We start from the raw sequence: 23,699 nt of genomic DNA on the forward strand, positions 1-23,699 counted from the left end.
CCGCCGATCGGGCGAAGCGGACCGTTCGGCTTGAACGATCCGCTCCTATAGCCCATCAGCCAAACAGCTTGGCCGCGGTCTTGGCGACCAGTTCGCCCTGGTGACGGGCCCCGGCCAGCTCCAGCTCGCTCGGCTGGCGCGAGCCGTCGCCGCCGGCGACGGTGGTGGCGCCATAGGGCGCGCCGCCGGTGATCTCCTCGATGCTCATCTGGCCCTGATGGCTGTAGGGCAGGCCGACGATGACCATGCCGAAATGCAGCAGGTTGGTGATGATCGAGAACAGGGTGGTCTCGTTGCCGCCGTGCTGGGTGGCCGACGAGGTGAAGGCCCCGCCGACCTTGCCGTGCAGCGCGCCGCGGGCCCACAGGCCGCCGGCCTGGTCGAGGAAGGCGGCCATCTGCGCGTTCATGCGGCCAAAGCGGGTGCCGGCGCCGACGACGATGGCGTCGTAATTGGCCAGATCGTCGATGGTGGCGATCGGGGCGGCCTGGTCGAGCTTGAAGTGGGCGGCCTTGGCGACCGCCTCGGGGACGGTTTCGGGCACGCGCTTGACGTCGACCGTGGCCCCGGCGGCGCGGGCGCCCTCGGCGACGGCGTTGGCCATGGTCTCGATGTGGCCGTAGGCGGAATGGTAGAGAACGAGAACCTTGGGCATGAGAATCTCCTTGAAGATTTGAGGGGCGGGCTTGGTGGGAAGCGAAAGCGCGGGTTGGGTCGGCTATTCCTAGGCGGCGTCGACGAGCACCAGTTCGGCGTCTTCGAGCGCTGTCACGCGGATCACGGCCTCGTCTTGGATGGCCGCGCCGTCGCGAGTGTTCACGATCACGCCGTTGACCTCGACCTTGCCGGTCGACGGCACCAGATAGCCCTTGCGGTCGGCGCCGATGGCGTAGTCGGTGGTTTCGCCGGCCTTCAGGGTGGCGCCCAGCACCCGGGCGTCGGCCCGGATCGGCAGGGCGTCGTTGTCGGCTTCGAATCCGCTGGCCAGCGCCACGAACTTGCCTGAGCGGTCGCCCTTGGGGAAAGGCTTGGCGCCCCAGGCCGGACCTTCCCCGCGCTTGTTGGGGATGATCCAGATCTGGAAGATCCGGGTCGCGTCGCCTTCCAGATTGTATTCCGAATGGCGGATGCCGGTGCCGGCGCTCATCACCTGGACGTCGCCGGCCTCGGTGCGGCCCTTGTTGCCCATGTTGTCCTGGTGGGTGATTGCGCCCTCGCGGACATAGGTGATGATCTCCATGTCGGCGTGGGGATGCGGCGGGAAGCCGGTTCCGGCGGCGATGGTGTCGTCGTTCCACACCCGCAGCGCGCCGTGGTGGACGCGGCTGGGATCATGATAATCGGCGAACGAAAAGTGGTGCTTGGCGTCGAGCCAACCGTGGTTGGCACCGCCGAGGCTGTCGAAGCGTCTGACATCGATCATCGGGGTTCTCCTTGAGGAGAGGGCCGCCTGGCCGTCTCTGTTGAGGAGAAGATGGCCCCTTGCGCCGCACTCCGAAATGGAAATGATCGAAACAAACCGTTTCGGATTTCGCGCTCATGAAACTTCCAGATTTCGAGGCCTGGGCGGTGTTCGCCAAGGTGGCCGAGACCGGCTCCTTCGTCGGCGCCGCCGAGCAGTTGAACCTGTCCAAGGCCACGGTGTCGAAAGCCGTCACCCGACTGGAGGCGCGTCTGGGGGCGACCCTCTTCCACCGCACCTCGCGGCGGCTGTCGCTGAGCGAGGCCGGCCGGGCTTCGCTTGATCGCGCCGCGCACATCTTGGCCGAGGGCGAGGCGCTCGAGGCCGAGGCCTCGGCCCAGTCGGCCGTGCCGCGCGGCCTGGTGCGGGTGGCGGCGCCGATGTCGTTCGGCATCGCCCATCTGGGCCCCGCCCTGCCCGCATTCTTCGCCCTCTATCCGGAGGTGTCGATCGAGCTTTCGCTGTCGGACCACCTGGTCGACATCGTCGAGGAGGGCTTCGACCTGGCGCTGCGGATCTCGGCCCTGGAGGATTCCAGCCTGCTGGCCCGCCGCCTGTGCCCAGTGCGGCTGATGCTGGTCGGCTCGCCGGCCTATTTCGACCGCCACGGACGGCCCGGCCATCCCAAGGACCTGACGGCCCACAGCGGCATGTTCTACACCAACAGCAAGATCAAGGGCGTCTGGCGCTTCGAGCACGCGGAACACGGACAATATGCCGTCAGCCTGCCCAGCCCCCTGCGGGTCAACAACGCCGACATTCTGCGGCCATCATTGCTGGCTGGATTGGGTCTGGCCATGCAGCCGGACTTCATGGCCTGGCAGGACGTCAGGGACGGGCTGCTGGAAGAGGTCCTGGCCGACTGGTCGCCGCCGCCGGTCGCCCTGCACCTGGTCACCCCGCCGAGCAGCATCCGGCCGGCGCGGGTGGAGGTGCTGATCGCGTTCTTGGCCAAGCGGCTGGCGAACGCGCCGTGGTTGGGGTGAGGTCTTCTAAATCACCCCCTGTCCCGGCGAACGAAGGCCGGGTGAGCTGGGTGGAAAAGATCAGGCCATCTCGTGCTTGTCGCTCAGGCATTCGCCGATGGCGCGGGCGCAGCCGGGCAAGCCCAGGGCGCCGATGAACGACATGGCCACTGCGCAGACCAGCATCACGGGTTGGAAGAAACGCATGCGAAATTCTCCACGAGCCAAATCACCCGTCGGGCGTGCCTTAACCAGATAAGGCTAAAGCTTGACGTTTGTTCCTACCCCACGTCGGAAAAGCTCAGCATGCGGCAGATATGTCTCACCCGTGTGTCAGTCTCCTAACGCGTAGGCGACACGGACGGCCTCAAGCCGGGCCAGCTTGGCGTAAAGCGGCGACCAATCGTCGTCCTCAGCGATCGGCGCCCAGAGGGCCTCGACCTCGTCGATCAGCATCTCCTCCGGTTCAGGACGGGTGAAGACCGGGTCGTCGAGCCGCTCGGGGCGATCCGGCTCGAAACCGGCCAGCTGGCGGCGGAAGTCGAGGAACGGCTCCAGGCCATAGAGTCCGGCCCGCGGTCCGGCCAGGGCGCGATGTTCCGACGCCAGGCCGCCGAACCAGTCGAAGAACAGCGGCTCCCAGCGCAGCCCCTCGCCCTCCGCCGTTCCGCCGACCGCCAGGGCGGTGAACGCTGCCTGCACCAGGGCCACGTCGGCCTCGGGCGAACGGCTTTTCAGGCCCAGCCGGGCCAGCATCGCCGCGCGCAGGGCGTCGCGGTAGAGGTCGGAAAAGCGGTTCAGGGCCGCGATCAGCCCGGCCTGGTCGGTGACCAGGGCCAGGCAGGCGGCCAGCTGCTGCAGATTCCAGAACACCGTCTCCGGCTGACGGCCGAAGCTGTAGAGCCCCGAATGGTCGAAATAGGCGGCGGTGAAGTTCGGATCGTTGCGCGGCAGGAAGCGCCAGGGGCCGTAGTCGAAGCTCTCGCCGGTCACCACCATGTTGTCGGTGTTCAGCACCCCATGCACGAAGCCGGCCGCCATCCAGCGGGCCAGCAGCCGAGCGCTGGCGGCGACCACCTGCTCCAGCAGCGCGGCCGGCCGATCGGGAGCCTCGGCGACGTGGGGGAAATAGGTCTCGACCGCGTGGTCGACCAGCACGGTGATCAGGTCGGGCCGCTGCAGGAAGGCCTGGCGCTGGAAGCTGCCGAAGCGGATGTGGCTGTGCGACAGCCGGGTCAGCACCGCCGAGCGGGTCGGGCTGGGCTCGTCGCCGCGCTGCAGCTCCTCGCCGGTCTCGGCCAGCGAAAAGGCGCGCGAGGTCGGAACCCCCAGGGCCTCCAGCATGGTCGCCGCCAGGATTTCGCGGACCCCGCCCTTCAGGGTCAGCCGACCGTCGCCCGCCCGCGACCAGGGCGTCCGGCCCGAGCCCTTGGTGGCCAGGTCCAGCAGCCGGCCGCTTCCCGCCTCGCGCAGCTGAGCGAACAGGAAGCCGCGGCCGTCGCCCAGGTCGGGATTGTAGCTGCGGAACTGATGGCCGTGATAGCGCATGGCCAGCGGCTCGGGCTGGTTGTCGGGCAGCGGCCGGAAACGGGCGAAATGCTCCAGCCATTCGGCGTCGCTGAGCGTCTCCAGCCCCACCGTCGCGGCGGCGCGGTCGTTGCGGAAGCGCAGGAGGGTCTGGGGGAAGTCGGCCGGGGTCACCGGATCGGCGAACTCCGCCCCCAGGCGCATGAAGACCGGATCGGGACGGTAGGCGGCGGAAATCGGCATCCTCCGCAGATGAGCCGACGCGGCCGCCGACGCAAGCCCGCCGGGCGACAGCCGATCCGGACCGAACGTCAGGGTGGCGCAAAGAACGTTGTCGCTTCCCGGCAACAGAAGTCCAGCAAGCTTTGAGCCATAAGGTTTTTCCTTGCCGAGCCCATAGCGCGGCCGTAACCCTACCGTGTCAATTCGAACAGTCGTTCGGGTCGGACCAAATCAAAAGGCGGGGCGTGCAAGCGCTCACGTCATAAAACCGAGGTAGGAAATGCGCTTCACCCAGGTGCTTTGCGGCACGGCGTCCGCCGTGGTGCTCGCTGGTCTGACCCCCATCGCGGCTCAGGCCCAGGAAACCGAAATCCCCACCGTCGACAGCATCGTCGTCACCGCCCAGAAGCGCGAGCAGAGCCTGCAGGACGTGCCGGTGGTGGTCACCGCCGTCGGCGCCAAGCTGCTGCAGGACACCGGCGTCAAGGACATCAAGGACCTGACGATCCTGACCCCCGGCCTGACCGTGACCTCGACTTCCTCGGAAGCGTCGACCACCGCCCGCATCCGCGGGGTCGGCACGGTCGGCGACAATCCTGGCCTGGAAAGTTCGGTCGGCGTTGTGATCGACGGTGTCTATCGCCCGCGCAATGGCGTCGGCTTCGGCGACCTGGGCGAGATGGAACGCATCGAAGTGCTGAAAGGTCCACAGGGCACGCTGTTCGGCAAGAACACCTCGGCCGGTGTCATCAACATCGTCACCAAGGAGCCCGAGTTCGGCTTCGGGGCAAACGCCGAGGCGACGATCGGCAACTACAACGCCCACGGCCTGTCGGCCTCCGTCACTGGCCCGCTGTTCGGCGCCGAGACCTTGGCCGGTCGCCTGTACATCGCCGCCCGCGAACGCGACGGCTACAATGATGTCGTCACCGGCAAGGGCCCCAGCAAGCGCGACCAGGACGCCGACCAGGGCTTCTACACCGTCCGCGGCCAATTGCTTTTCGTGCCGGACGACAAGTCGAGCTTCAAGCTGATCGCCGATTACAGCAAGCGCGACGAGAACTGCTGCGGCGCCGTGCAGATCCGCACCGGTCCGACCGCCGCGGTCGTCAACGCTCTGGCGGGCGGCAAGGGCATCTCCAATCCGGCCAATCCCTATGAGCGGGTGGCCTATTCGAACCGCGGCGCGCCGTCATCGATCGAGGACAAGGGTGTCTCGCTGGAAGCTAACATTGACCTGCCGATCGGCAAGCTCACCTCGATCTCCGCCATCCGCAACTGGCGCACCGACAACGGCCAGGACTCCGACTTCACCACTGCCGACATCGCCTATCGCGCCAAGGACGGCACGAACTACTCGGAATTCACCACCTTCAGCCAGGAACTGCGCCTGACTGGCGAGACCGGCAAGCTTGACTGGCTGGTCGGGGCCTTCCTGGCCGACGAGCGGCTGGATAACGAAGCCAACTTCCGCTACGGCTCAGACTACGAGGCCTTCCTGTCGACGGTGGTGTTGGCGCAGATCGCCCGCGCGTTCCCGACGATGAACACCGCCAACCCGCAGTTGCTCGCCTCGCAGTTCAGCGGCATGCCCTACGGCCAGACCTTTGCGGCCAATGGCGGCCTGCACGACACCTACAAGCAGCGCTCGACGACGATCGCCGGCTTCACCAACAACTCCTTCCACGTCACCGACGCCTTCGACCTGACCTTCGGCCTGCGCTATTCGGTCGAGGACAAAGAATTGGACGCCTTCCAAACGAATAGCGACGGAGGCCGCGGCTGCGGCTCGATGCTGACCCCGGCCGGCCAACAGCGCGTCGCCCTGGCCCTGGCTGCCCGCGGCGTGCCGCTGGCCAGCCTGGGCGTGGCAAATCCGGTCACCAGCGGCGTCAGCCCTGTGGCCTACGCCATCGGCAATATGTGCCTGCCCTGGGCCAACCCGCAGTTCAACAACCGCGGCACGACTCAAAAGCGCTCGGACAAGGAATGGTCGGGCACGGTGAAGGGCGCCTACCGCTTCTCGCCGGAAGTGCTGGGCTATGCATCGTTCGCCCGCGGCTACAAGGGCGGCGGCTTCAACCTGGATCGTTCGCAATCGTCGAACGGCTTGCAAACTCCGGGCGCGAACGGCGTGCTGCCGGTACTTGACACTTCGTTCCCGGCCGAGTTCGTCGACAGCTACGAACTGGGCTTGAAGAACACTCTGTTCAACCGCTCAATCCTGTTCAACGTTACCGGCTTCTATCAAAAATACACTGATTTTCAGCTGAATACCTTCCTGGGCACCTCGTTCGCGGTGCGCTCGGTGCCGGAAGTGACTTCCAAGGGCGTCGATGTCGATTTCCTCTGGTTCACACCGGTTCACGGCCTATCGGTTCAGAGCGGCCTGACCTACGCCGACACCAAGTACGGCGATCAGAAGGTGCCGAACGATCCCAACAACGCCCTGTCGCTGCTTCCCGGCAGCCGCCTGTCACTGGCGCCGAAATATTCAGCGTCGGCTTCGCTCACCTATGAGCGTCCGGTCGGTGAAGGCCTGAAGGCGCGCTTCAATATCGGCGCCAAGTACTCGTCCAAATACAACACCGGTTCCGACCTGTTCCCGCTGAAGGAGCAGAAGGCCTATACGGTCATGAACGGTCGCATCGCCATTGGCTCGGAGGACGAGCACTGGAGCGTCGAACTGTGGGGTCAGAACCTGCTGAATGAAAAGTACACCCAAGTGGCCTTCAATGGCTTCCTGCAGGGCAGCTCGGGCCTGAGTATCGCCAACGCTACCTACGGCGCGACAGGCTTCCCCGACACCATCACCTATGACGCCTTCCTCGGCGCGCCGCGCACCTATGGCGTGACCCTGCGCTCGAAGTTCTAGGCCAGGACTCGAACCGACACGGCAAGGGCGATCCGGGCGACCGGGTCGCCCTTTTCCGTCGGCGCGGCTTTTCTCGAATCCCGAACAGCCCCACCCTGCCTTGCGGAGGTTCCGCGGAGGCGCATCGCATGAAGACCATCCGGCTGCTCGGCGTATGGATCTGCCTGCTGCTCGGCCTGGCGATCGCCGGCTTCGCCCTGCGCACGCCCCCTCCGCTGGCCGCCGACGCCCCCGCCGACCAGTTCTCGGCCGGCCGCGCCATGGCCGACGTCCGGGCCATCGGCCGCAAGCCGCATCCGACCGGCTCGGCCGAGATCGTGCGGGTGCGCGACCACCTGCTGGCTCGGGCGGCCGAACTGGGGCTGGAGGTGCTGGTGCGCCCCGGCGAGGGCGTCCGCGACCCCGCCCAGGGGGCGACCCGGTCCATCGCCGTCGGCGCGGTGCAGAACATCGTCGCCACCCTGCCGGGGGTCGACCGCAACGCCTCGGCCGTGCTGGTGATGAGCCATTACGACACCGTTCACAATTCGCCCGGCGCCGCCGACGACACCGCCGGGGTCGCCGCGGCCCTGGAGATCGCCCGTGCGCTGAAGGCCGGCCCGCCCCCGGCTCGCGACGTCCTCTTCCTGTTCACCGACGGCGAGGAGCCCGGCCTGTTGGGGGCCGAGGCCTTCTTCGCCCGCGATCCGCTGCGCGACCATGTCGGCATCGTGGTCAACCTGGAGGCGCGCGGCGACTCCGGGCGGGCGGCGATGTTCCAGACGGGGACCGACAGCGGCGGGCTGATCCGCCTCTATGCCGGCGCCGCCCACCAGCCGACCGCCAATTCGGTGGCGGCGGCGATCTACCAGCGCATGCCCAACGACACCGACTTCACCCACGCGCTGCGCAAGGGCCTGCCGGGCCTGAACTTCGCCTTCATCGACGACCAGCTGGCCTATCACACCGCCCTGGCCACCCCCGAGCACCTGAACCCCGGCAGCCTGCAGAACCTGGGCGACCAGGCCCTGCCGGTCGTGCGGGTCCTAGCCCGGAGCGCCGCCCTGCCGGCCCGCTCGCCCGACCTGATCTATTCCGACGTCCTGGGCCAGGGCCTCGTGGCCTATCCCGCCAGCGTCGGCTGGGCGATCCTGGGGGCGGCCGGCCTGCTGATCCTGTTCACGGGCTTTCGCGCCCTGCGCGGCCGGGCGGTCACGATCCTGGAGATCCTGCGCGGGATCGGCGGCTTCCTGCTGCTGGCCGCCAGCGCTGTCCTGGCCCTGCACCTGGCCGGACGTCTGATCCAGATCGCCGACGACCAGCGCTATTACGCGGTGCTCGGCCAGTTCAACGCCTTGCTGGCCGGGGCGGGGGTTCTGCTGATCGGCGTCTGCCTGGGCGTGCTGGTGCTGCAGGCGCGGGGGACCGGCCGCATCTGGACCAGCGTGATCGCCCTTCTGGCCGGCGGCGCCTGCAGCTTGGTCGGCGGCTTGGATCCGGTCGGCCTGGGTCTGGCCGGGGCGGTGATCGTTTTGGCCTGGCTGAGCCTGGGCAGAGGCGTCGGGGTGTTCGGAGCCTGGCTGGGCGCCCTGCTGGTGCTGCTGGCCCTGGCGGTGACGGCCCAGGTGCTGCTGCCGGGCGGCTCGGTGATGCTGGCTTGGCCGCTGCTGGCCGCCAGCCTGGCGGCGGCCTTGGTCATGGCGGTCGGCGGAACCCGCGACCGCCGGGTCGCCTGGGCCCTGACGCTCGCCGTCGGCGTCGTCGCCATCCTGGTCGTCGCCCAGCTGGGCGCATGGGGCGCCTGGACCTTCGCCGGGGTCGGGCTGCTGGAGCCGGCCGTGCTGGCGGTGTTCGCCGTCCTGGCAGTCCCGGCCCTGCTGCCCCTGGCCTTCGACTTCGCCGCGGCCAAGTGGGCCGCGATTCCGGCCGCGATGGCTGCGGCGGCCGGCGTCGGCCTGCTGCTCTATGCCGGCCTAGCTGAAGGTTCGGTCGCCCGCCCACGCTTGGCCGAGGCCAGCCACCTGGCCGACCTGTCGACCGGCACGGCCTGGCGCGTCTCGCCCCAGCCGCGCCTGGATCCCTGGTCGCGAGTGGTGCTGTCGGACGGCGACGCCACGCCGGTGCGCAAGGCCTATCCGCCGCTCTATAGCGGCCCCGTGTGGATGGCGCCGACCGCCGTCCTGCCGGTCGAGCGGCCGGCCTTGACCATCGACCGGGCCGGCGAGCGCCTGCTGATCCGCGCCGTACCGACCGCGGGGGCCGAGGTCCTGACCCTGCGCCTTCGCCCCAGCCTGGCCCTGGGCGAGCCGCGGCTGAACGGTCGGCCAATCAAGCTGGCGACCCAGGCCGGGGCCTGGACCAGCCTGTCCTACCACGCCCCCGATCCCAATGGCGTCACCCTCAGCTTCACCGCCGCAGCCGCCGGCCGGGTCGAGGTGGCGGTGATCGAGATCCGCGACGGCTGGCCGCGCGGGGCTTCGGCGATCCCCGCCAAGCCGCCGGAGCTGATGGCCAGCGGCTATTCAGACAAGACCATCGTGCTGGACCGCGGCGCACTGGCCTGGCCGGCGGCGGAGCCGGTCGCCGAGCCATAAACCCTGCGTTTTCCCCCTTGCCCCGCCGCGCGCGCCTGACCTAGGGTGCGGCGCGAGAACAGGAAGGGAACACGCATGACCAGTCGTGGCGTCATCCGGGCCGGCATCGGCGGCTGGACGTTCGAGCCCTGGCGCGGGACGTTCTATCCCAAGGGCGTCAAGCAGAAGGACGAGCTGACCTACGCCGCCAGCCACCTGACCGCCATCGAGATCAACGGCACCTACTATTCCGAGTTCAAGCCCGACAGCTGGATCAAGTGGCGCGACGCCACGCCCGACGGCTTCGTGTTTGCGGTCAAGGCGCTGCGCTTCACCACCAACCGCAAGGTGCTGGCCGAGGCCGGCGAGTCGGTGAACCGGTTCCTGGCCCAGGGCCTGACCCTGCTTGGGCCCAAGCTCGGGCCGATCCTCTGGCAGTTCGCCCCGAGCAAGAAGTTCGACGCCGCCGACTTCGGGGCCTTCCTGGCCCTGCTGCCCAAGAACCTCGACGGCCTGCGCCTGCGCCACGTGGTCGAGGTGCGCAACCCGACCTTCGTGGTTCCCGAATTCGCCGCCCTGCTGCGTCATCACAATGTGGCGGTCTGTTACGCCAAGCACTTCGACTATCCGGAAATCGCCGACGTCACCGCCGACTTCGTCTATGCCCGGCTGCAGACCGGTTCCGACGACGTGCCGACCGCCTATCCGCCCCACGAGCTCGACGCCTGGGCCGACCGGCTGAAGGCCTGGGCCGAGGGGGGCGAGCCGTCCGACCTGCCCAAGGCCGACCCTGACCACAAGCCGACCAAGACCCCCCGCGACGTCTTCGCCTTCATCATCCACGAAGGCAAGGTCAACGCGCCGCAAGGGGCGATGGCGCTGATCGAACGGGTCAGGTGAGCGCCGCCTCCAAACACCCCAGCCCCCGCAGGCTCGCCGCCACCGCATCGTCGAGCGGCGTCGACGGCAGGTCCGCGCCGAGGAAGGTCCGAAGCTTGCGGTCGTCCAGGACCAGCGGCTCGCGCCACAGGTAGGCCATCTCGGCCATCTCGCGGAACAGCCGCACGAAAGGCGACAGGGCCGTGACCAGCAGCCAGGGGAAGCGCCGCACCGGCAGCCGCGGGTTGCCAACGGCCCGCCGCACCGCGGCCGTCATCTCGCCCCAGGCCAGCGAATGGCCGCCGAAGTGGAACACCTCGAATGGAGCCAGGCGGTCGGCGCGGTCCAGCAGCCGGACCATAGTCTCGGCCAGGTCCGGCAGATAGGCCCAGGCGTGGCCTACGCCCCTGGCCGCGGGCTCGGTCACCGACCTCAGCGGCGCGCCGGGCTTGACCATCGCCTGGCCGAACCAGTTGTTGCCGGCCTGCGGGCCGAAGAAGTCGCCGGCCCGGACGATCAGCACCGGAACGCCCTCGGCCGAGGCCGTCCGCAGCCGCCGCTCCATCTCGACCCGAATCTTGCCCTTGCGGGTGGTGGGGTTCTGCGGCGCGGTCTCGTCGACCCGCGGCAAGGTCTCCAGCCCGAAATTATAGACCGTGCCGGGCAGCAGCACGCGGGCGCTCTCGGCCTTGGCGGCGGCGATGGTGTTGTCGAGCATCGGCAGGACCAGCTTGTCCCAGTCGCGGTAGCCGGGCGGGTTGGCGGCGTGGACGATCAGGGCCGCCCCGCAGGCGGCCCTGGCCACATCCGCCGCGACCATGGCGTCGCCGGCGATCCAGTCGACGCCGACGCGAGCCGGCTGGGGGCGGCGGGTCAGGGCGCGCACGGTCCAGCCGTGGCGGACCAGGGCCGTGGCGACTTCGCCGCCGACGCCGCCGGCGGCGCCGATCACCAGGGCGACGCCGCGCTGGTCCGAGAATGCGGTCGTGGTCATGTCTTGTCTCCCGTCGGGTTGATGACCGCAGGATCGGCCCGGACAAGATAAACTTGAATTGGCGAATGCTGTTGATCTGCTATGCATAAATGCATGAGCGATCCCGACTGGAGCCTCTACCGCGCCTTCCTCGCCGTGCTGACCGAGGGCAGCCTGTCGGCCGCCGCCCGCACCTTGGGCCTGACCCAGCCGACCCTGGGCCGGCAGATCGCCGAGCTGGAGCGCGTCCTGGGCGCGGCCCTGTTCACCCGCTCGCCCCAGGGCCTGAAACCGACCGACGCCGCGCTGGACCTGGCCCCGCACGCCCAGGCCATGGCGGGAGCCGCCACCGCCATGCTCCGCGCCGCCTCGAGCGCCGGCGACAGCGCCCGAGGCGTGGTCCGCCTGACCGCCAGCGAGATCATCGGCGCCGAGGTGCTGCCGCTGCTGCTGGCCGCCTATCGCCCGCGCCATCCCGGCGTCGTCGTCGAGTTGTCGCTGGACAACCAGCAGCAGGACCTGCTGCGCGGCGCGGCCGACATCGCCGTGCGCATGGTCCGGCCCAGCCAGGACGCCCTGGTCGCCCGGCGCTTGGGCGACACCCACCTGGGGCTCTACGCCCATCGCCGCTATGTCGAGGCCGAGGGCCGGCCCGAGACCCTGGACGCGCTGGAACGCCACGCCGTGGTCGGCTTCGATCGCGAGACGCCGTTCCTGCGCAGCCTGGTCCAACGCCTGCCGCTTGCCCGGCACGGCTTCGCCTTCCGAGCCGACAGCGACCTCGCCCAGCTGGCCGCGATCCGGGCCGGCTTCGGGATCGGCTTCGTCCAGCACGGCGTGGCCCGCCGCGATCCCGACCTGCTCCCGATCTGCCCCGGCCAGATCGACCTTGCACTGGAGGTCTGGCTGGTCATGCACGAGGACCTGCGCGCCACGCCGCGGATGCGGACGACGTTCGACCACCTGGCGGAAGGGCTAGGCGCTTTCCTGGCGACTTCGCAGCCCTAAGCGCGCGACAAACGTGGTTAACCGAACCTAAAGTCCGTCGCGCTAGAGGTTCGCCTATGCGCCTCGCCCTCGCCCTTCTGCTGACGATCGCCGCCCTGGCCGCCCCGGCCAGCGCCCGGGTTCGGAGCAGGCCGGCTCCGCCCCCGCCGGCGGCGGCCCCAGCCCCCGAGGCCGTCAACCCGATCCTGCCGATCCCGATCCCCCTGGCCGCCTCGCGCCAGGGCGGCGACCCGGACCAGTGCCGCGCCAGCTGCGCGCGCACCTACTATTTCTGCCGCTCGAACGGCGACGACGACAGCTGCTCAGGCCAATGGGCCCAATGCAAGGCCCGCTGCACGGCGACCTATTCCCGCCCGGGAAGCTGACAGTTCGGGGCGTTTGAAGCCGCCGCGTCCGCCGAGGCTTGCCCCGGAACGGAAATGGGGTTGAGATCGTGACGGGGCGTCATCAAGGCCTCGTCGCGAATCGTGCTCGATGTCGAACATCGCCTATTTCCCTGCCCGTCCGCCCCCCGAGGATAACCGCCCCGGCAAGCGCGAGCGCACCAAGGTCGCCAATCGTCAGGCGATCCTCGATGCGGCGCGGGCGGTGTTCGGCGAACTGGGCTACGAAGCGGCCACGGTGCGCGACATCATCCGCCGCACCGGCTTGGCCTCGGGCACCTTCTACAACTACTACAAGTCCAAAGAGGAGGTGTTCGACGCACTGGCCGACGACGGCGCTCGGCGCTTCCGGCCGATCCTGCGGGCCGAGTCCGAAAGGGCGACCGACTTCGAGTCTTTCCTGCGCGGCGCGGTCCGAGCCTATTTCGACTTCCTGGAAGGCGAACAGGAAAGCTGGCGGTTGGACCGGCCGGCCGGCGAGGTGTTCCCCCACGCCCGCGCCACGCCGGAGATCGTGGCTGTGTTCGGCGAGGTGCGCGAGGCGTTCGCCAAGGTGCTGGAACACGACCACGCCCCCGCCGTCGACCTGGACTATTTCACCGCCGCCTGCATCGCCGTGGCCCGCGAGATCGGCGACAAGATGCTGGAGCGGCGGCCGATCGACGTGGCCGGCGCCGCCGATTTCGCGGTGCGGATGATCCTCGGCGGCCTGCCGGCCCTGCCGCGCCCGTAAGATCCCTTCCCTTCCAGAAAAGAGCCCCAATGGCCGATCTCGCCGCCCAGAAGTTCATCCTCAAGGCTATGCTGTCGCTGCCCGCGCCGATATTGCGGGCGATGTCCGGCGGCGGCGTGGTCTATCGCGGCGGACGCACCCTGGACCCGCGCTTCCAGTTCCTGGCCCACGCCGCCGGGCGCCTGCCGTCCCTGACCAGCCTGTCGCCGGACGAGGCCCGCGCCGCCAGCGCTCAGGGCCTGGCGGTGATGAGCGGCCCGCCTGAGCCGGGGGTGCGCACTGAGAGCCTGACGATCGACCGGCCGGGCGAAGCGCCGCTTGCCCTGCGCGCCTATCGTCCCGCCGAACAGGACAGCCGCGCGCCGCTGATCGTCTTCGCCCATTTCGGCGGCGGGGTGATCGGCGACCTGGAGACCTGCCACGCCTTCTGCGGGATCCTGGCCCGGATCGCCCGCACGGCGGTGATCTCGGTCGACTACCGCCTGGCGCCAGACCACCGTTTCCCGGCCGGGCTGGAGGACGTCCTTAGCGCCTTCCGCTGGGCTCGCGACAACGCCGCCCGTTTCGGGGCCCTGCCAGGCGCGGCGGCGATCGGCGGCGACTCGATGGGCGGCAATTTCGCGGCGGTGGTCGCCCAGGAGATGAAGCGGACCGGCGAAGCCCCGCCAGCCCTGCAGCTGCTGATCTATCCGGCCGTCGACGTGGCCAGCGAGACCGCCTCGATGACCACCTATGCCGACGCCTACCCGCTGAGCACGCCGGTGATGGACTGGTTCATGGGCCACTATATGGGCGCCGACGCCGATCCGGCCGATCCGCGCCTGTCGCCTGACAAGACGCAGGATCTTTCAGGCCTGCCTCCGGCCGTGGTGGTCACGGCCGGCTTCGACCCGCTGGTCGACCAGGGCGAGGCCTACGCCAAACGGCTGGTCGCGGCCGGCGTGCCGACCACCTATCGCTGCTATGACAGCCTAGCCCACGGCTTCACCGCCTTCACTGGCGTCGTGCCCGCCGCCGACGCGGCCTGTCGCGAGATCGCGCGACTGGTGCGGGCGGCGTTCGATACGGCCGCCTAACCGCCGAACAGTCCCACCACCGCATGGCGGAGCGGATTGGCGGGATCGCTGAGCAGCTTCACCGCCATGGCGCAGGACATCATCACCAGCAGCGGCCGGATCAGCCTGGCCCCGAACCGCATGGCCAGGCGCGAGCCGATCTGGGCGCCGATGAAGGCCCCCGCCGCCATGGCCAGGCCGATCGGCCAGACCACCACGCCCTTGAGGATGAACAGGGTCAGGCTGCCGAGGTTGGAGGCGGCGTTGGCCAGCTTGGTGTGGGCCGTGGCCTTCAGCGCGCCATAGCCCAGCAGGGTGACGATGGCGACCATGTAGAAGGCGCCGGCGCCCGGGCCAAAGATCCCGTCATAGAAGCCGATCAGCGGCGCGACGCAGAAGGCGAAGACCGCCACCGTCAGGCGCGGCCGGGCGTCCTCGCCCTTGAGGCCGCGGGTGAAGCCGAAATAGAGGGCGATGACGATCAGCAGGATCGGCACCAGGGCCGCCAGCACGCGCGGCGACAGCAGGCTGGCGCACAGGGCTCCGGCCAGGCCGGCGACGGCGGCGCAGCCGGCGACCGGCAGGGCGGTCTTCCAGTCGATCAGCCCACGGCGGGCGAAGGCGCTGGTCGAGGAGATGGCGCTGACCGCACCCTGCAGCTTGTTGGTGCCCAGGGCCGCGACCGGGTTCATGCCGGTCAGCAGCAGGGCCGGCACAGTCAGCAGGCCGCCGCCGCCGGCGATGGCGTCGAACGCCCCGGCGACCGCCGCAACGGCGAACATCGTCGCCAGCAGACCGATATCGACGCTCATCTCAGGCCTTTCATAGGGTCCGCCCGGAAAGGGCCGGGACCACGCGGCCGAGCGTCGGAAGATTTATTTCTGGCGCGCCTTGCGGGCGGCGTACTTGGCGTCGCGGGCGGCCTTCTGCTCGGCGGCCGACAGCGCCTTGCGTTCCTTACGATTGGCGCGCTTCTCGGCCAGGACGGCTTCTTCCTTGGCCAGGGCCTCCAGGCGTGCGGCTTCCTTGACGGCGGCGCGCTCAGCGCGGACCCGCTCCAACTCGGCTTCGCGCTCGGCGTGGCGCTGCTCGAAATTGGGGTCCTGGACGGTGGGCTTCACCTTCATCTTGGCCAGCATGGCCTTCTTGGCTTCGGCGGCGGCGGTGATGCGATCGGCGAAGCCGGTGTTCTTCAGTTGCGACATGAATCTTCTGGTTGGTGGAAAGTGCGCTTCTAAGACGTCAAAACGCCGGAAAAAGCAATCGGTCATCCCGGCGCGAATGGACGCGCCGTCAGGGTCGCGCCGGGATTGCGGTCCTCAGTTCTCGATCCGGTACACCGTGTAGCTGTGCGGGGCGACCTGGGCGGCGAAGTCGGTGCGGGCCGGCACGCCCTGGCGGCGCCAGGCGTCGGCCTTGCCGTCCTTAGCCTTGGCCGCAACCAATTGGCCGGTGGCCATGTCGCGCAGCTTCACGCCGTCGCCCAGCAGCGACAGGTTCACCGCCGTGTCGTCGTCGCGGAACGACTGCACCACAAAGGTCCCGTTGTCATAGGCGAACAGGCTGACCCGGTCGGGGGCGTCCAGCCGCACCGGGAAGTCGCGTTGCAGATAGCGCTTGATCTCGGTCGTCACCCCTTGGGGCAGGTTGTAGAGGTCGCCCGGGTTCTCGGGCATGGCCAGCACATAGAGCACGCCGCCGCCGTAGCGGTTCATCAGCAGGATCGGAAAGCCCTTGGCGTTGGCCACGCCGCGGATGATCCCCCAGCTGTCGTTGGTGTAGAAGGCCAGCTCCGGGAACAGCACCGGCGGGTTGTTGCGCTTGGGGTCGTTCAGGCTTTCGCCGTTGCCTGCGCCGTAACCGTTGAGAAAGTCGTGCAGGGCCACCTTGCGGCCGGTGTCGCGCACCTCCAGGATGTCCTCGATCCCCTTGCCCTGCAGGGCGCCGAGCAGGCCCGAGGTGATGAACACCGTCTTGCCGGCCAGCAGGTTGCCCTTGATCTCCTCGACGATCTTCGGGTCCTTGGCCGCGGCCTGGGTCAGCAGGGCGACATCGGCGTTCTTGGGAAAGTTGGGCGACAGCTCGATCGGTATCCCAATATTGCCCAGATAGTTGTGCAGGAAATCCTCGCCCGACGACTGGTAGGGCTTGTACGAAGCGACACCGATCGGCTTGCCGAGCAGCCCGAGGTCCTTGTCGATCTTCTCCAGCGACCAGCCGGCGGCGCGGCCCCAGCCGGGACCGGGATCGTCGGCCTGGCCTGAGCTCTTGTAGCTGGCGGTCATCGCCTTCCAGTCGAAACTGGTCGCCTTGTCCTTCCATGGACGCTCGCCCGGGGCCACGGCCTTGGGCTCGTTCATCGGCCGCCAGTTGAACAGGGTGATCTCCGGGGCCTTGGCCAGCAGGGTATCCCACAACTGCTCGGCGTAGCGGTCGACATAGAGGGTCGAGAAGGTGTCGACCCAGCCGCCGCCATTGCCCGGTCCGCCGTTCGACCCGACGGGACGGATGTTGTTGTAATAGCGGATGATCGAATAGCTCTCGTACTGCTGCAGCAGCTGGTCGGTGACCACCGGGTCGCGGGTCTCGGTGCCGGCATAGATGCCGTCGAACATCTGCGACTGCTTTTCCAGGTCATAGCCCGTGCCCTGGAAGTGCTCGTACCAGTTGGGATATTTGATGATCATCCGCACCTTGGGATTGACCGCCTTGGCGGGGCCGAGCACCAGGTCCTGGCTGACCTTGCGCATGGTCTCCAGCCGGTACTGGCTCCAGGAGCGGTCGCCCTTGGCGGCGATGTCGGCGGGGCTCTTGGACGTGTAGAAGAAGAAGTCGTCGAGGATCACCTCGTCGAAATGCTTGGCCGCCAGGCGCACGGCCTTCTCGCACTCGGCCCGGTCGGCGGGCTTTTCATAATCGAAGGTGCCGAACTGGCCGCCCTCGCCGCCGGCCGCCAATGTGATCCCGCCGGCGACCTTGATCCCGCGCGCCTCGAACCAGCCCCTGACCCGTTCGATCTGGTCGTCGCTGGCGAAATTCTTGTCGCGATAGACCTCCAGATAGACCTTGTCGAAGTGCAGTTGGCGGCTGGCGCGCTCGAACTGGCGATCGAAGACGGCCTTGTCGGCCAGGGCCTTGGCGTCGTTGACGGCGATGTAAATGGCGGCGTGGAAGTTCTTGTAGGCCGGCAAGGGCTGCGGCTCGACGCTTTGCGCCTGAGCGGCGGGCGCCATGGCCGCGCACAGCGCCACGGCGCCGAGCAAACTACGGGTTAGACGGATCATGCCTGTTTCTTCCCTCAAGGAGCCCCCGCCGGCGCATCGAGGCGACCGGTCTTGGTTGCGGTACCATAAGGGCGACCGCGCGAAAGCGGCGAGGGAAATATGAGACGCCTGTGATTTCCGAACAGGCGCGGAAGGGCCGGGGCGGGCCTCAGGGCGCTACAAAACGCCACATGCATTTCTCATTAAATGGTAATCAGTACGCGCCAGATATGCGGATCGACGCTGGCGCAATTTTCCTGGGTTTTCGGCGCATGCAGGGCTTTGGGGGAAGCGCGGTGCATCATCGCAAAGATCATCGCGCTGTCGGCCAGAACCTTCCATCGCGCATGGCGCTCGCCGACGTCGACGAGGCGCCGCCGATGGGCAAGTCGACGGACTCTGGCGATAAGGACGCGCGCTGGCTCCGCTATGCGAATCTGAAGATCGAAGCGGCGATCTTTCTGTTGATCGTCGTGACCTTCGCGGCGGTTCTGGGCCAAAGCGCCATCACGCGCCAGCAGCTGGTCCTGTCGCCGCTTACCGGCCAGTTCGTGGCCTACGCCTATTCAGACGCGACGAGCGGCGGACATTCGAGCATTTCCACGGACGCCCTGAAGCCGTTGTCCTGGTCGTGCACGATCCGCGATGGCGTAACCTATCCCTATTGCGGCTACGGCCTGCGCCTCAATAACGGCAAGCAGGACGAAGGCCTGGACTTCTCCCATTTCAAGACGATCACCCTGCGCTTTTCCTATCGCGGCCCCGGCGATCGCCTGAAGCTGATTGTAAAGGCCGCGTTGCCCGCCGGTCTTCGTGGCAAGGCTGGGGGTGAGGACATGCCCTTGGCGTTGGAATTTCCGATCGTCAACGGCCGCAACGAAGTCCGCCTGCCGCTCAGCCAGCTTGCCCCTGAACAATGGTGGGTCGCGAACCACAGCTTTTCGCCCCAGGAGGCGACGCCCGACCTGAGCAACATCCTGGCGATCGAGATCAGCACCAACGGCGCGGCGCCCCGCGATCTCGACGTGTCGGTCGACGATATCACCTTCGAGGGGGCCTATCTCTCCACGGAGCAGTGGTACCTAGTCATCCTTGGCGTCTGGCTGGTGCTCACGGGGGCTTTCCTGGTTCACCGCTTTCTTCGCATGCGTCGTGAATACGAGGCGCGGCAGCACCGTCAGGCGCATGAAACCCGCGTCCTGGCTCGCGCCCGCACGGCGGCCGAGGCGGCCAGCAGCGCGAAATCGCGGTTCCTCGGCAATATGAGCCACGAGCTGCGGACGCCGCTCAACGCCATCATCGGCTATTCCTTTTGGCTCAGCCGCGGCGATCTCACGCCCAAGCAGCTTGAAGCGGTGAAAACCATCCAATCGAGCGGCGAGCATCTGCTGGCCGTCATCACCGACATTCTCGACCTCGCCAAGATCGAGGCCGGCAAGCTGGCGCTGCTTCCCGCGACGTTCGACCTGCGCGATTGCATCGACGGCGTCCGCCAGATGTTCCGGTTGCCGGCCGAAGAAAAAGACCTGGATTTCGAGGTCAACGTGGCGCGGGATCTTCCGCCCATGATCGTCGGGGACCAGAAACGCGTCCGGCAGGTGCTGATCAATCTGCTCGGCAACGCCGTCAAGTTCACCTCGACCGGTCAGATCAGCCTGCGGGTGTCGCTGGTCTCGCAAACTGACGACGCGGCAAGGCTGCGCTTCGTCGTCGAGGACACCGGCTTCGGTATCCCCGCCGATCAGCTTGAATCGATCTTCAGCCCCTTCGAGCAGGCCGGTTCCGCCGCCGAATGCAGTGGCGGAACCGGCCTGGGCCTGAGCATCACGCGCCAGATCGTCGAGATGATGCACGGCGAGATCTATGTAGAGAGCGCCCTCGGGCAAGGCAGCCGTTTCACGGTCGAAGCGCCGTTCCCGATTGCGACCCCGGCGCAAGGCCTGCTGGAAGCGCGCGCTCGACCTCTCCGTCGCGTCGCTCCCTGATCTCTTCCCCAGCGGAAGCGACCGACGCCCCCAAGCACCGCCGATCACGTAAGGAAGCGCCGATTCCGCGACGACGGCCGGAAATCTCCAAAAGCCGTTTAAAATCGGCCACTTGAACTGTTATCGCCCCAACTTGACGCACCGCAGCGCGCCCTATAGGTTCCGCCGCGATCAAGCCGGCCGGAAAACCGCCTCTTTTGAGGCGGCCGCGGGCGTTTTCGGACCTGCCGCTCCCATGCCCAAGGCCGACGAACCGAACGACAAGGCCCCGCAAAGCCTCGACGCTCGGATCGCCGCCTTCGAGGCGCGAAAAGCGGCGGAGGTCCCGATGCGCGCCGAGCACGAGAAATCGTCCCAGGACGGCTATCGTCTTCTGGCGGATTTGATCGGGGGCGTTCTGGTGGGGCTCGGTTTCGGCTGGCTGCTCGACCGCTACGCCGGCACGGGGCCTTGGGGCATGGTCGGCGGTCTGCTGATCGGCATGGGGCTTTCGATCTACACTGTCGTCCGCAAGGCGACGAAAATGAGCGCGCAGGCGTCGGTCCGGTCCGAACAGGACAAGGCCGACGGAGACACGGGAGGCGGGCCTACCGCCCCCAAGCAGAAGAGAGACTAGGGCCTTGGCCACGCCGATCGACCCGATGCACCAGTTCATGATCCAAAGGATCGTGGCGCTGCCGTCCGTTACCGTCCCGGGCGTGGGCGCGATCGATCTGTCGATCACCAATTCCGTCGCCGCCATGCTGCTGTCGGCGACGCTGATCATTGTGTTCTATGCCTTCGCCGGCAAGGGCGCCGTCGTTCCGGGCCGCCTGCAGACCGTGGGCGAGATGCTCTATGGAATCGCCGACGGCCTGACGAGCTCGATCATCGGCCACGACGGCAAGAAGTACCTGCCCTTCGTGTTCGCCCTGTTCTCCTTCGTGCTGTTCGCCAACCTGCAGGGCATGCTGTTCGGCTGGACCGGCAGTTTCCTGGGCTTCACCTCGACCTCGCAGCTGGCCGTGACCCTGACTCTGGGCGTGCTGGTCATCCTGACGGTGATCACCGTCGGCGTCGTCAAGAACGGCTTCAAGTTTTTCAAGCTGTTCGCCCCGTCAGGCGTGCCGTGGCCGCTCTACATCATTCTGGTGCCGATCGAGATCATCTCGTTCCTGATCCGCCCGATCACCCTGGCCCTTCGTCTGTTCGGCAACATGCTGGGCGGCCACGTGGTGCTGAAGATCTTCGCGACCTTCGTGGCCATCCTGCTGGCCATGGCCCCGGCCTACTGGCTGGTGGGCCTGCTGTCGCTGACCTCCGTCGTCGCCCTGACGGCCCTAGAGTTCATGGTGGCCTTCCTTCAGGCCTTCGTGTTCGCGGTGCTCACCTGCGTCTATCTGAACGACGTCGTGCACCTCGACAGCCACTGATCACCCTTTAGTCTTTCAACCAACACACCCATCCTAAGGAGTCTCAATCATGGACGCTTCCGCCGCTAAGTTCATCGGCGCCGGCCTGGCGATGCTCGGCATGATCGGCGCGGGCATCGGCCTGGGCATCATGTTCGGCAACTACTTCCAAGGCGCCCTGCGCAACCCGACCGCGGCCGCCCAAGAGCGCCCGATGCTGTTCCTGGGCATGGCCCTGACCGAAGCCCTGGGCATCTTCGCCCTGGTCATCGCCTTCCTGATCCTGTTCTCGAAGTAAAACCCTGGGGCGCGGCCGGTCTCCCGGACCGACGCCGCCCCGGACTCGTTCTTCGGGCGTTTTCCATGTCGGGAAATGCTCCAACCTAAAGAGGCTTCTTCGCCCATGGCGACGGAACATCAAGGCACGGTCGAGTCGACTGAGCCGCCCCACGGGCAGGAAAGCGGCGGGCTTCCCCAGCTGCAGTTCCAGCACTGGGGCGGCCAGATCGTCTGGCTGCTGCTCATCTTCGCCGTCCTCTACGCGGTGCTGTCCAAGGCGCTTCTGCCTCGGGTCAGCGGCGCAATCGAGACTCGCGGCGCCAAGATCGCCGGCGACATCGCCGACGCCCGTCGTCTGAAGGACGAAGCCGAGGTCCAGGCCCGTGCGGCCGCGGCCGAGGTGGCCGAGGCTCGCGCCAAGGCCCAGAAGACCGCCGCGGACGCCAAGGCCAAGGCTTCGGCCGAGGCCGCAGAGCGCCAGGCCAAGGAAGAGGCCGTGCTGGCTGAAAAGCTGGCCGCCGCCGAAGGCCGCATCCAGGTCGCCCGCGACGAGGCCATGGGCCACGTCCGCGCGGTGGCCTCGGAGACGGCCGCGGCCATCGTCGAGAAGCTGACGGGCAAGGCGGCTTCGGCCGCCGAGCTCCAGGCTTCCCTGGCCTAAGGAGACGACGATGGAACACGAATCCCTGTTCAACCTCGCCAATCCCGAGCTCTGGGTCCTGATCGGCCTGTCCCTGTTCATCGGCCTGCTGGTCGTGCTCAAGGTCCTGCCGGGCGCGCTGTTCGGCGCGCTCGACGCCCACGCGGCCAAGATCAAGGCCGAACTCGACGAAGCCCAGCAACTGCGAGAAGAGGCCCAGGCCCTGCTCGCCGAAGTGAAGGCCCAGCGGGAAGAAGCCGAGCGTCAGGCCGCCGGCATGATCGAGGCCGCCAAGGCCGACGCCGCCCTGATCGCGTCGGAAGCCAAGGCCAAGCTGGAAGAGCAGATCACCCGCCGCGCCGAAATGGCCGAACGCAAGATCGCCCAGGCCGAGGCCCAGGCCGCCGCCGACGTCAAGTCCGCGGCCGTCGACCTCGCCGCCCAGACGGCCGAACGCATCCTGGTCGCCCGTCTGGCGACCGGCGGTTCGGACGGCCTGGTCGACGCGGCGATCGGCCAGATCGGCGCGAAGCTGCAATAGCGGTTTCGGTTACGGCGAAACATCGAGGGCGCGCTCCGCGAGGGGCGCGCCCTTCTTGTTTGGAGATAGCCGCCTCAGCGCTTGCGCTTGAACCACCGCTTGGCGTGCTTGCGGCCCCGCTTCAGCACCCGCCAGGACGCCCGGCGCAGGAACACCTTTTCACTGCGCAGCAGCTGCTGCCAGGCGACCAGCATGATCTCCGGTTCGCGGCGCATCAGCCGGCGGATCGGGAAGATCAGCTTGGGGTGCCGCCGTTGCCAGCGGAGGAACCGGCGCTTGGCCTGGAACGAGTTACGCAGCACGATCATCAGGCCGACGACCAGCAGCGGCAATCCCAGGTGCCCCGGCAGCGGCGTCAGCACCAGCCCAGCCACCAGCACGAGCACGCCGAAGGCCAGCGCCGCCCAGCGCGCCACGCGTCCGGCGGTCTCGCGCAGGACCAGGGCCAGCCGCCGACGGCGGCGATAGAGCCTTGAGGGCAGTTTGGCGAGCGCCCCGGCGGGCGAGTTCACGGCCGCCGCTTGAGCGACTTGCGCCAGCGCTGGGCGACCCGCCAGCGACGCGGCAGGACCAGACGCTCGACGCGCAGCACCTGCTGCCAGGCGACCGGCATGACCTCGGGCTCGCGGCGCAGCAAGCGGCGCAGCGGGAAGATCAGCTTGGGATGGGCGTGCTGAAAGCGGACGAACTGCTTGCGGGCCCGGAACGAGTTGCGCAGCACCAGCATCAGGCCAGCCACCGTCAGCGGCACGCCCAGCGGCCCAGGCAGCGGCGCGATCAGGAAGCCCGCGACGATCAGGATCAGGCCCAGCGTGACGAGCACCACGCGTGAAATCCGCCCGAGGAGCTCGCGGGCGAGTTCGTCGGCGGCGGAGAAGCGCACGGGCGGCATGGCGAGGGCGAAGTTCATGGCGAGAGAGAACGGTTCCGTGTTCCGTTCGATCCCGGCGACAGGCCGGCCTCCTC

General features: G+C 68.0%; 24 protein-coding genes. 14 read left to right on the top strand and 10 right to left on the bottom strand.

Features of this window, described 5'->3' with window-relative positions; all coding sequences use genetic code 11:
- Positions 1-55: 55 nt before the first annotated feature.
- Positions 56-655 (bottom strand): NAD(P)H:quinone oxidoreductase, encoded by a 600-nt coding sequence (gene wrbA, locus ACIPQB_RS13950; protein WP_446485843.1) that lies wholly within the window; start codon positions 653-655, stop codon positions 56-58.
- Between the two features lie 69 nt (positions 656-724).
- The gene (locus ACIPQB_RS13955) at positions 725-1,423 is read right to left on the bottom strand and encodes a pirin family protein (RefSeq protein WP_446485844.1); all 699 of its coding nucleotides are present in this window, start codon (positions 1,421-1,423) and stop codon (positions 725-727) included.
- 116 nt (positions 1,424-1,539) lie between these two features.
- Between ACIPQB_RS13955 and ACIPQB_RS13960 the strand changes: the two genes are divergently transcribed.
- On the top strand, positions 1,540-2,448 hold the full coding sequence (locus tag ACIPQB_RS13960) for a LysR family transcriptional regulator (RefSeq protein ID WP_446485845.1): 909 nt from the start codon (positions 1,540-1,542) through the stop codon (positions 2,446-2,448).
- Positions 2,449-2,508: 60 nt separating this feature from the next.
- Here ACIPQB_RS13960 and ACIPQB_RS13965 read toward each other — a convergent pair whose 3' ends face one another.
- Together ACIPQB_RS13965 and ACIPQB_RS13970 are read right to left on the bottom strand one after the other, a co-directional pair.
- The gene (locus ACIPQB_RS13965) at positions 2,509-2,634 is read right to left on the bottom strand and encodes a hypothetical protein (RefSeq protein WP_007667460.1); all 126 of its coding nucleotides are present in this window, start codon (positions 2,632-2,634) and stop codon (positions 2,509-2,511) included.
- 126 nt (positions 2,635-2,760) lie between these two features.
- The gene (locus ACIPQB_RS13970; RefSeq protein WP_446485846.1) at positions 2,761-4,197 is read right to left on the bottom strand and encodes a protein adenylyltransferase SelO; all 1,437 of its coding nucleotides are present in this window, start codon (positions 4,195-4,197) and stop codon (positions 2,761-2,763) included.
- Positions 4,198-4,456: 259 nt separating this feature from the next.
- On the opposite strand from ACIPQB_RS13970, the gene ACIPQB_RS13975 reads away from it, so the two are divergent.
- The 3 genes from ACIPQB_RS13975 (at position 4,457) to ACIPQB_RS13985 (ending at position 10,503) form a co-directional block, all read left to right on the top strand.
- A complete protein-coding gene (locus ACIPQB_RS13975; RefSeq protein ID WP_446485847.1) occupies positions 4,457-7,051 on the top strand; it encodes a TonB-dependent receptor in 2,595 nt (864 codons plus the stop codon).
- A 128-nt stretch (positions 7,052-7,179) separates the two neighbouring features.
- On the top strand, positions 7,180-9,624 hold the full coding sequence (locus tag ACIPQB_RS13980) for a M20/M25/M40 family metallo-hydrolase (protein WP_446485848.1): 2,445 nt from the start codon (positions 7,180-7,182) through the stop codon (positions 9,622-9,624).
- A 75-nt stretch (positions 9,625-9,699) separates the two neighbouring features.
- The gene (locus ACIPQB_RS13985) at positions 9,700-10,503 is read left to right on the top strand and encodes a DUF72 domain-containing protein (RefSeq protein WP_446485849.1); all 804 of its coding nucleotides are present in this window, start codon (positions 9,700-9,702) and stop codon (positions 10,501-10,503) included.
- Here ACIPQB_RS13985 and ACIPQB_RS13990 read toward each other — a convergent pair.
- Complete coding sequence (locus tag ACIPQB_RS13990; RefSeq protein ID WP_446485850.1) at positions 10,496-11,476, bottom strand: NAD-dependent epimerase/dehydratase family protein; 981 nt, start codon at positions 11,474-11,476, stop codon at positions 10,496-10,498. The genes ACIPQB_RS13985 and ACIPQB_RS13990 overlap by 8 nt on opposite strands.
- 93 nt (positions 11,477-11,569) lie before the next feature.
- Here ACIPQB_RS13990 and ACIPQB_RS13995 point away from each other — a divergent pair, with 93 nt between their 5' ends.
- The 4 genes from ACIPQB_RS13995 to ACIPQB_RS14010 all read left to right on the top strand — a co-directional run bounded on the left by ACIPQB_RS13995 (position 11,570) and on the right by ACIPQB_RS14010 (position 14,655).
- Complete coding sequence (locus tag ACIPQB_RS13995; protein ID WP_446485851.1) at positions 11,570-12,463, top strand: LysR family transcriptional regulator; 894 nt, start codon at positions 11,570-11,572, stop codon at positions 12,461-12,463.
- A gap of 56 nt (positions 12,464-12,519) precedes the next feature.
- Complete coding sequence (locus ACIPQB_RS14000; protein ID WP_446485852.1) at positions 12,520-12,828, top strand: hypothetical protein; 309 nt, start codon at positions 12,520-12,522, stop codon at positions 12,826-12,828.
- A 109-nt stretch (positions 12,829-12,937) separates the two neighbouring features.
- Entirely contained in the window at positions 12,938-13,579 is a 642-nt protein-coding gene (locus ACIPQB_RS14005) for a TetR/AcrR family transcriptional regulator (protein WP_446485853.1), read from the top strand.
- Positions 13,580-13,608: 29 nt separating this feature from the next.
- Positions 13,609-14,655, top strand: a complete 1,047-nt coding sequence (locus ACIPQB_RS14010) for an alpha/beta hydrolase (protein WP_446485854.1) — start codon at positions 13,609-13,611, stop codon at positions 14,653-14,655.
- Here the strand turns inward: ACIPQB_RS14010 and ACIPQB_RS14015 are convergent.
- The 3 genes from ACIPQB_RS14015 to ACIPQB_RS14025 form a co-directional block, all read right to left on the bottom strand.
- Positions 14,652-15,446, bottom strand: coding sequence for a TSUP family transporter (locus ACIPQB_RS14015; RefSeq protein WP_446485855.1), 795 nt, complete (start codon positions 15,444-15,446; stop codon positions 14,652-14,654). The genes ACIPQB_RS14010 and ACIPQB_RS14015 overlap by 4 nt on opposite strands.
- A 63-nt stretch (positions 15,447-15,509) precedes the next feature.
- A complete protein-coding gene (locus ACIPQB_RS14020) occupies positions 15,510-15,839 on the bottom strand; it encodes a DUF6481 family protein (protein ID WP_446485856.1) in 330 nt (109 codons plus the stop codon).
- A 114-nt stretch (positions 15,840-15,953) separates the two neighbouring features.
- Positions 15,954-17,918, bottom strand: coding sequence for a hypothetical protein (locus ACIPQB_RS14025; RefSeq protein ID WP_446485857.1), 1,965 nt, complete (start codon positions 17,916-17,918; stop codon positions 15,954-15,956).
- 209 nt (positions 17,919-18,127) lie between these two features.
- Here ACIPQB_RS14025 and ACIPQB_RS14030 point away from each other — a divergent pair, with 209 nt between their 5' ends.
- The 6 genes from ACIPQB_RS14030 to ACIPQB_RS14055 all read left to right on the top strand — a co-directional run bounded on the left by ACIPQB_RS14030 (position 18,128) and on the right by ACIPQB_RS14055 (position 22,733).
- Complete coding sequence (locus tag ACIPQB_RS14030; protein ID WP_446485858.1) at positions 18,128-19,882, top strand: sensor histidine kinase; 1,755 nt, start codon at positions 18,128-18,130, stop codon at positions 19,880-19,882.
- A gap of 235 nt (positions 19,883-20,117) precedes the next feature.
- Positions 20,118-20,498: an AtpZ/AtpI family protein gene (locus ACIPQB_RS14035; protein ID WP_446485859.1), complete on the top strand. Its 381-nt coding sequence runs from the start codon at positions 20,118-20,120 to the stop codon at positions 20,496-20,498.
- Between the two features lie 25 nt (positions 20,499-20,523).
- Positions 20,524-21,294: a F0F1 ATP synthase subunit A gene (locus ACIPQB_RS14040; RefSeq protein ID WP_446485958.1), complete on the top strand. Its 771-nt coding sequence runs from the start codon at positions 20,524-20,526 to the stop codon at positions 21,292-21,294.
- Between the two features lie 49 nt (positions 21,295-21,343).
- The gene (locus ACIPQB_RS14045) at positions 21,344-21,571 is read left to right on the top strand and encodes a F0F1 ATP synthase subunit C (protein ID WP_018061086.1); all 228 of its coding nucleotides are present in this window, start codon (positions 21,344-21,346) and stop codon (positions 21,569-21,571) included.
- 105 nt (positions 21,572-21,676) lie between these two features.
- Positions 21,677-22,213 (top strand): F0F1 ATP synthase subunit B family protein, encoded by a 537-nt coding sequence (locus ACIPQB_RS14050; protein ID WP_446485860.1) that lies wholly within the window; start codon positions 21,677-21,679, stop codon positions 22,211-22,213.
- Positions 22,214-22,223: 10 nt separating this feature from the next.
- Complete coding sequence (locus ACIPQB_RS14055; RefSeq protein WP_446485861.1) at positions 22,224-22,733, top strand: F0F1 ATP synthase subunit B; 510 nt, start codon at positions 22,224-22,226, stop codon at positions 22,731-22,733.
- A 74-nt stretch (positions 22,734-22,807) separates the two neighbouring features.
- On the opposite strand, the gene ACIPQB_RS14060 is transcribed toward ACIPQB_RS14055, so the two are convergent.
- Together ACIPQB_RS14060 and ACIPQB_RS14065 are read right to left on the bottom strand one after the other, a co-directional pair.
- The gene (locus ACIPQB_RS14060; protein ID WP_446485862.1) at positions 22,808-23,245 is read right to left on the bottom strand and encodes a hypothetical protein; all 438 of its coding nucleotides are present in this window, start codon (positions 23,243-23,245) and stop codon (positions 22,808-22,810) included.
- Entirely contained in the window at positions 23,242-23,643 is a 402-nt protein-coding gene (locus tag ACIPQB_RS14065; RefSeq protein WP_446485863.1) for a hypothetical protein, read from the bottom strand. The genes ACIPQB_RS14060 and ACIPQB_RS14065 overlap by 4 nt, the downstream gene beginning before the upstream one ends.
- Between the last annotated feature and the right edge of the window lie 56 nt (positions 23,644-23,699).

The sequence above is a fragment of the Caulobacter sp. LARHSG274 genome, assembly GCF_052871235.1.

Coding starts and splice junctions, on each gene's coding strand:
- ACIPQB_RS13980 (WP_446485848.1), top strand. CDS start 7,180: ATGAAGACCATCCGGCTGCTCGGCGTATGGATCTGCCTGCTGCTCGGC.
- ACIPQB_RS14005 (WP_446485853.1), top strand. CDS start 12,938: ATGTCGAACATCGCCTATTTCCCTGCCCGTCCGCCCCCCGAGGATAAC.
- ACIPQB_RS13970 (WP_446485846.1), bottom strand. CDS start 4,197: ATGCCGATTTCCGCCGCCTACCGTCCCGATCCGGTCTTCATGCGCCTG.
- ACIPQB_RS14010 (WP_446485854.1), top strand. CDS start 13,609: ATGGCCGATCTCGCCGCCCAGAAGTTCATCCTCAAGGCTATGCTGTCG.
- ACIPQB_RS14025 (WP_446485857.1), bottom strand. CDS start 17,918: ATGATCCGTCTAACCCGTAGTTTGCTCGGCGCCGTGGCGCTGTGCGCG.
- ACIPQB_RS14015 (WP_446485855.1), bottom strand. CDS start 15,446: ATGAGCGTCGATATCGGTCTGCTGGCGACGATGTTCGCCGTTGCGGCG.
- ACIPQB_RS13955 (WP_446485844.1), bottom strand. CDS start 1,423: ATGATCGATGTCAGACGCTTCGACAGCCTCGGCGGTGCCAACCACGGT.
- ACIPQB_RS13990 (WP_446485850.1), bottom strand. CDS start 11,476: ATGACCACGACCGCATTCTCGGACCAGCGCGGCGTCGCCCTGGTGATC.
- ACIPQB_RS14040 (WP_446485958.1), top strand. CDS start 20,524: ATGCACCAGTTCATGATCCAAAGGATCGTGGCGCTGCCGTCCGTTACC.
- ACIPQB_RS13960 (WP_446485845.1), top strand. CDS start 1,540: ATGAAACTTCCAGATTTCGAGGCCTGGGCGGTGTTCGCCAAGGTGGCC.
- ACIPQB_RS14030 (WP_446485858.1), top strand. CDS start 18,128: ATGCGGATCGACGCTGGCGCAATTTTCCTGGGTTTTCGGCGCATGCAG.
- ACIPQB_RS14050 (WP_446485860.1), top strand. CDS start 21,677: ATGGCGACGGAACATCAAGGCACGGTCGAGTCGACTGAGCCGCCCCAC.
- ACIPQB_RS13985 (WP_446485849.1), top strand. CDS start 9,700: ATGACCAGTCGTGGCGTCATCCGGGCCGGCATCGGCGGCTGGACGTTC.
- ACIPQB_RS13975 (WP_446485847.1), top strand. CDS start 4,457: ATGCGCTTCACCCAGGTGCTTTGCGGCACGGCGTCCGCCGTGGTGCTC.
- ACIPQB_RS14055 (WP_446485861.1), top strand. CDS start 22,224: ATGGAACACGAATCCCTGTTCAACCTCGCCAATCCCGAGCTCTGGGTC.
- ACIPQB_RS14065 (WP_446485863.1), bottom strand. CDS start 23,643: ATGAACTTCGCCCTCGCCATGCCGCCCGTGCGCTTCTCCGCCGCCGAC.
- ACIPQB_RS14035 (WP_446485859.1), top strand. CDS start 20,118: ATGCCCAAGGCCGACGAACCGAACGACAAGGCCCCGCAAAGCCTCGAC.
- ACIPQB_RS13995 (WP_446485851.1), top strand. CDS start 11,570: ATGAGCGATCCCGACTGGAGCCTCTACCGCGCCTTCCTCGCCGTGCTG.
- ACIPQB_RS13965 (WP_007667460.1), bottom strand. CDS start 2,634: ATGCGTTTCTTCCAACCCGTGATGCTGGTCTGCGCAGTGGCCATGTCG.
- ACIPQB_RS14000 (WP_446485852.1), top strand. CDS start 12,520: ATGCGCCTCGCCCTCGCCCTTCTGCTGACGATCGCCGCCCTGGCCGCC.
- ACIPQB_RS14020 (WP_446485856.1), bottom strand. CDS start 15,839: ATGTCGCAACTGAAGAACACCGGCTTCGCCGATCGCATCACCGCCGCC.
- ACIPQB_RS14045 (WP_018061086.1), top strand. CDS start 21,344: ATGGACGCTTCCGCCGCTAAGTTCATCGGCGCCGGCCTGGCGATGCTC.
- wrbA (WP_446485843.1), bottom strand. CDS start 655: ATGCCCAAGGTTCTCGTTCTCTACCATTCCGCCTACGGCCACATCGAG.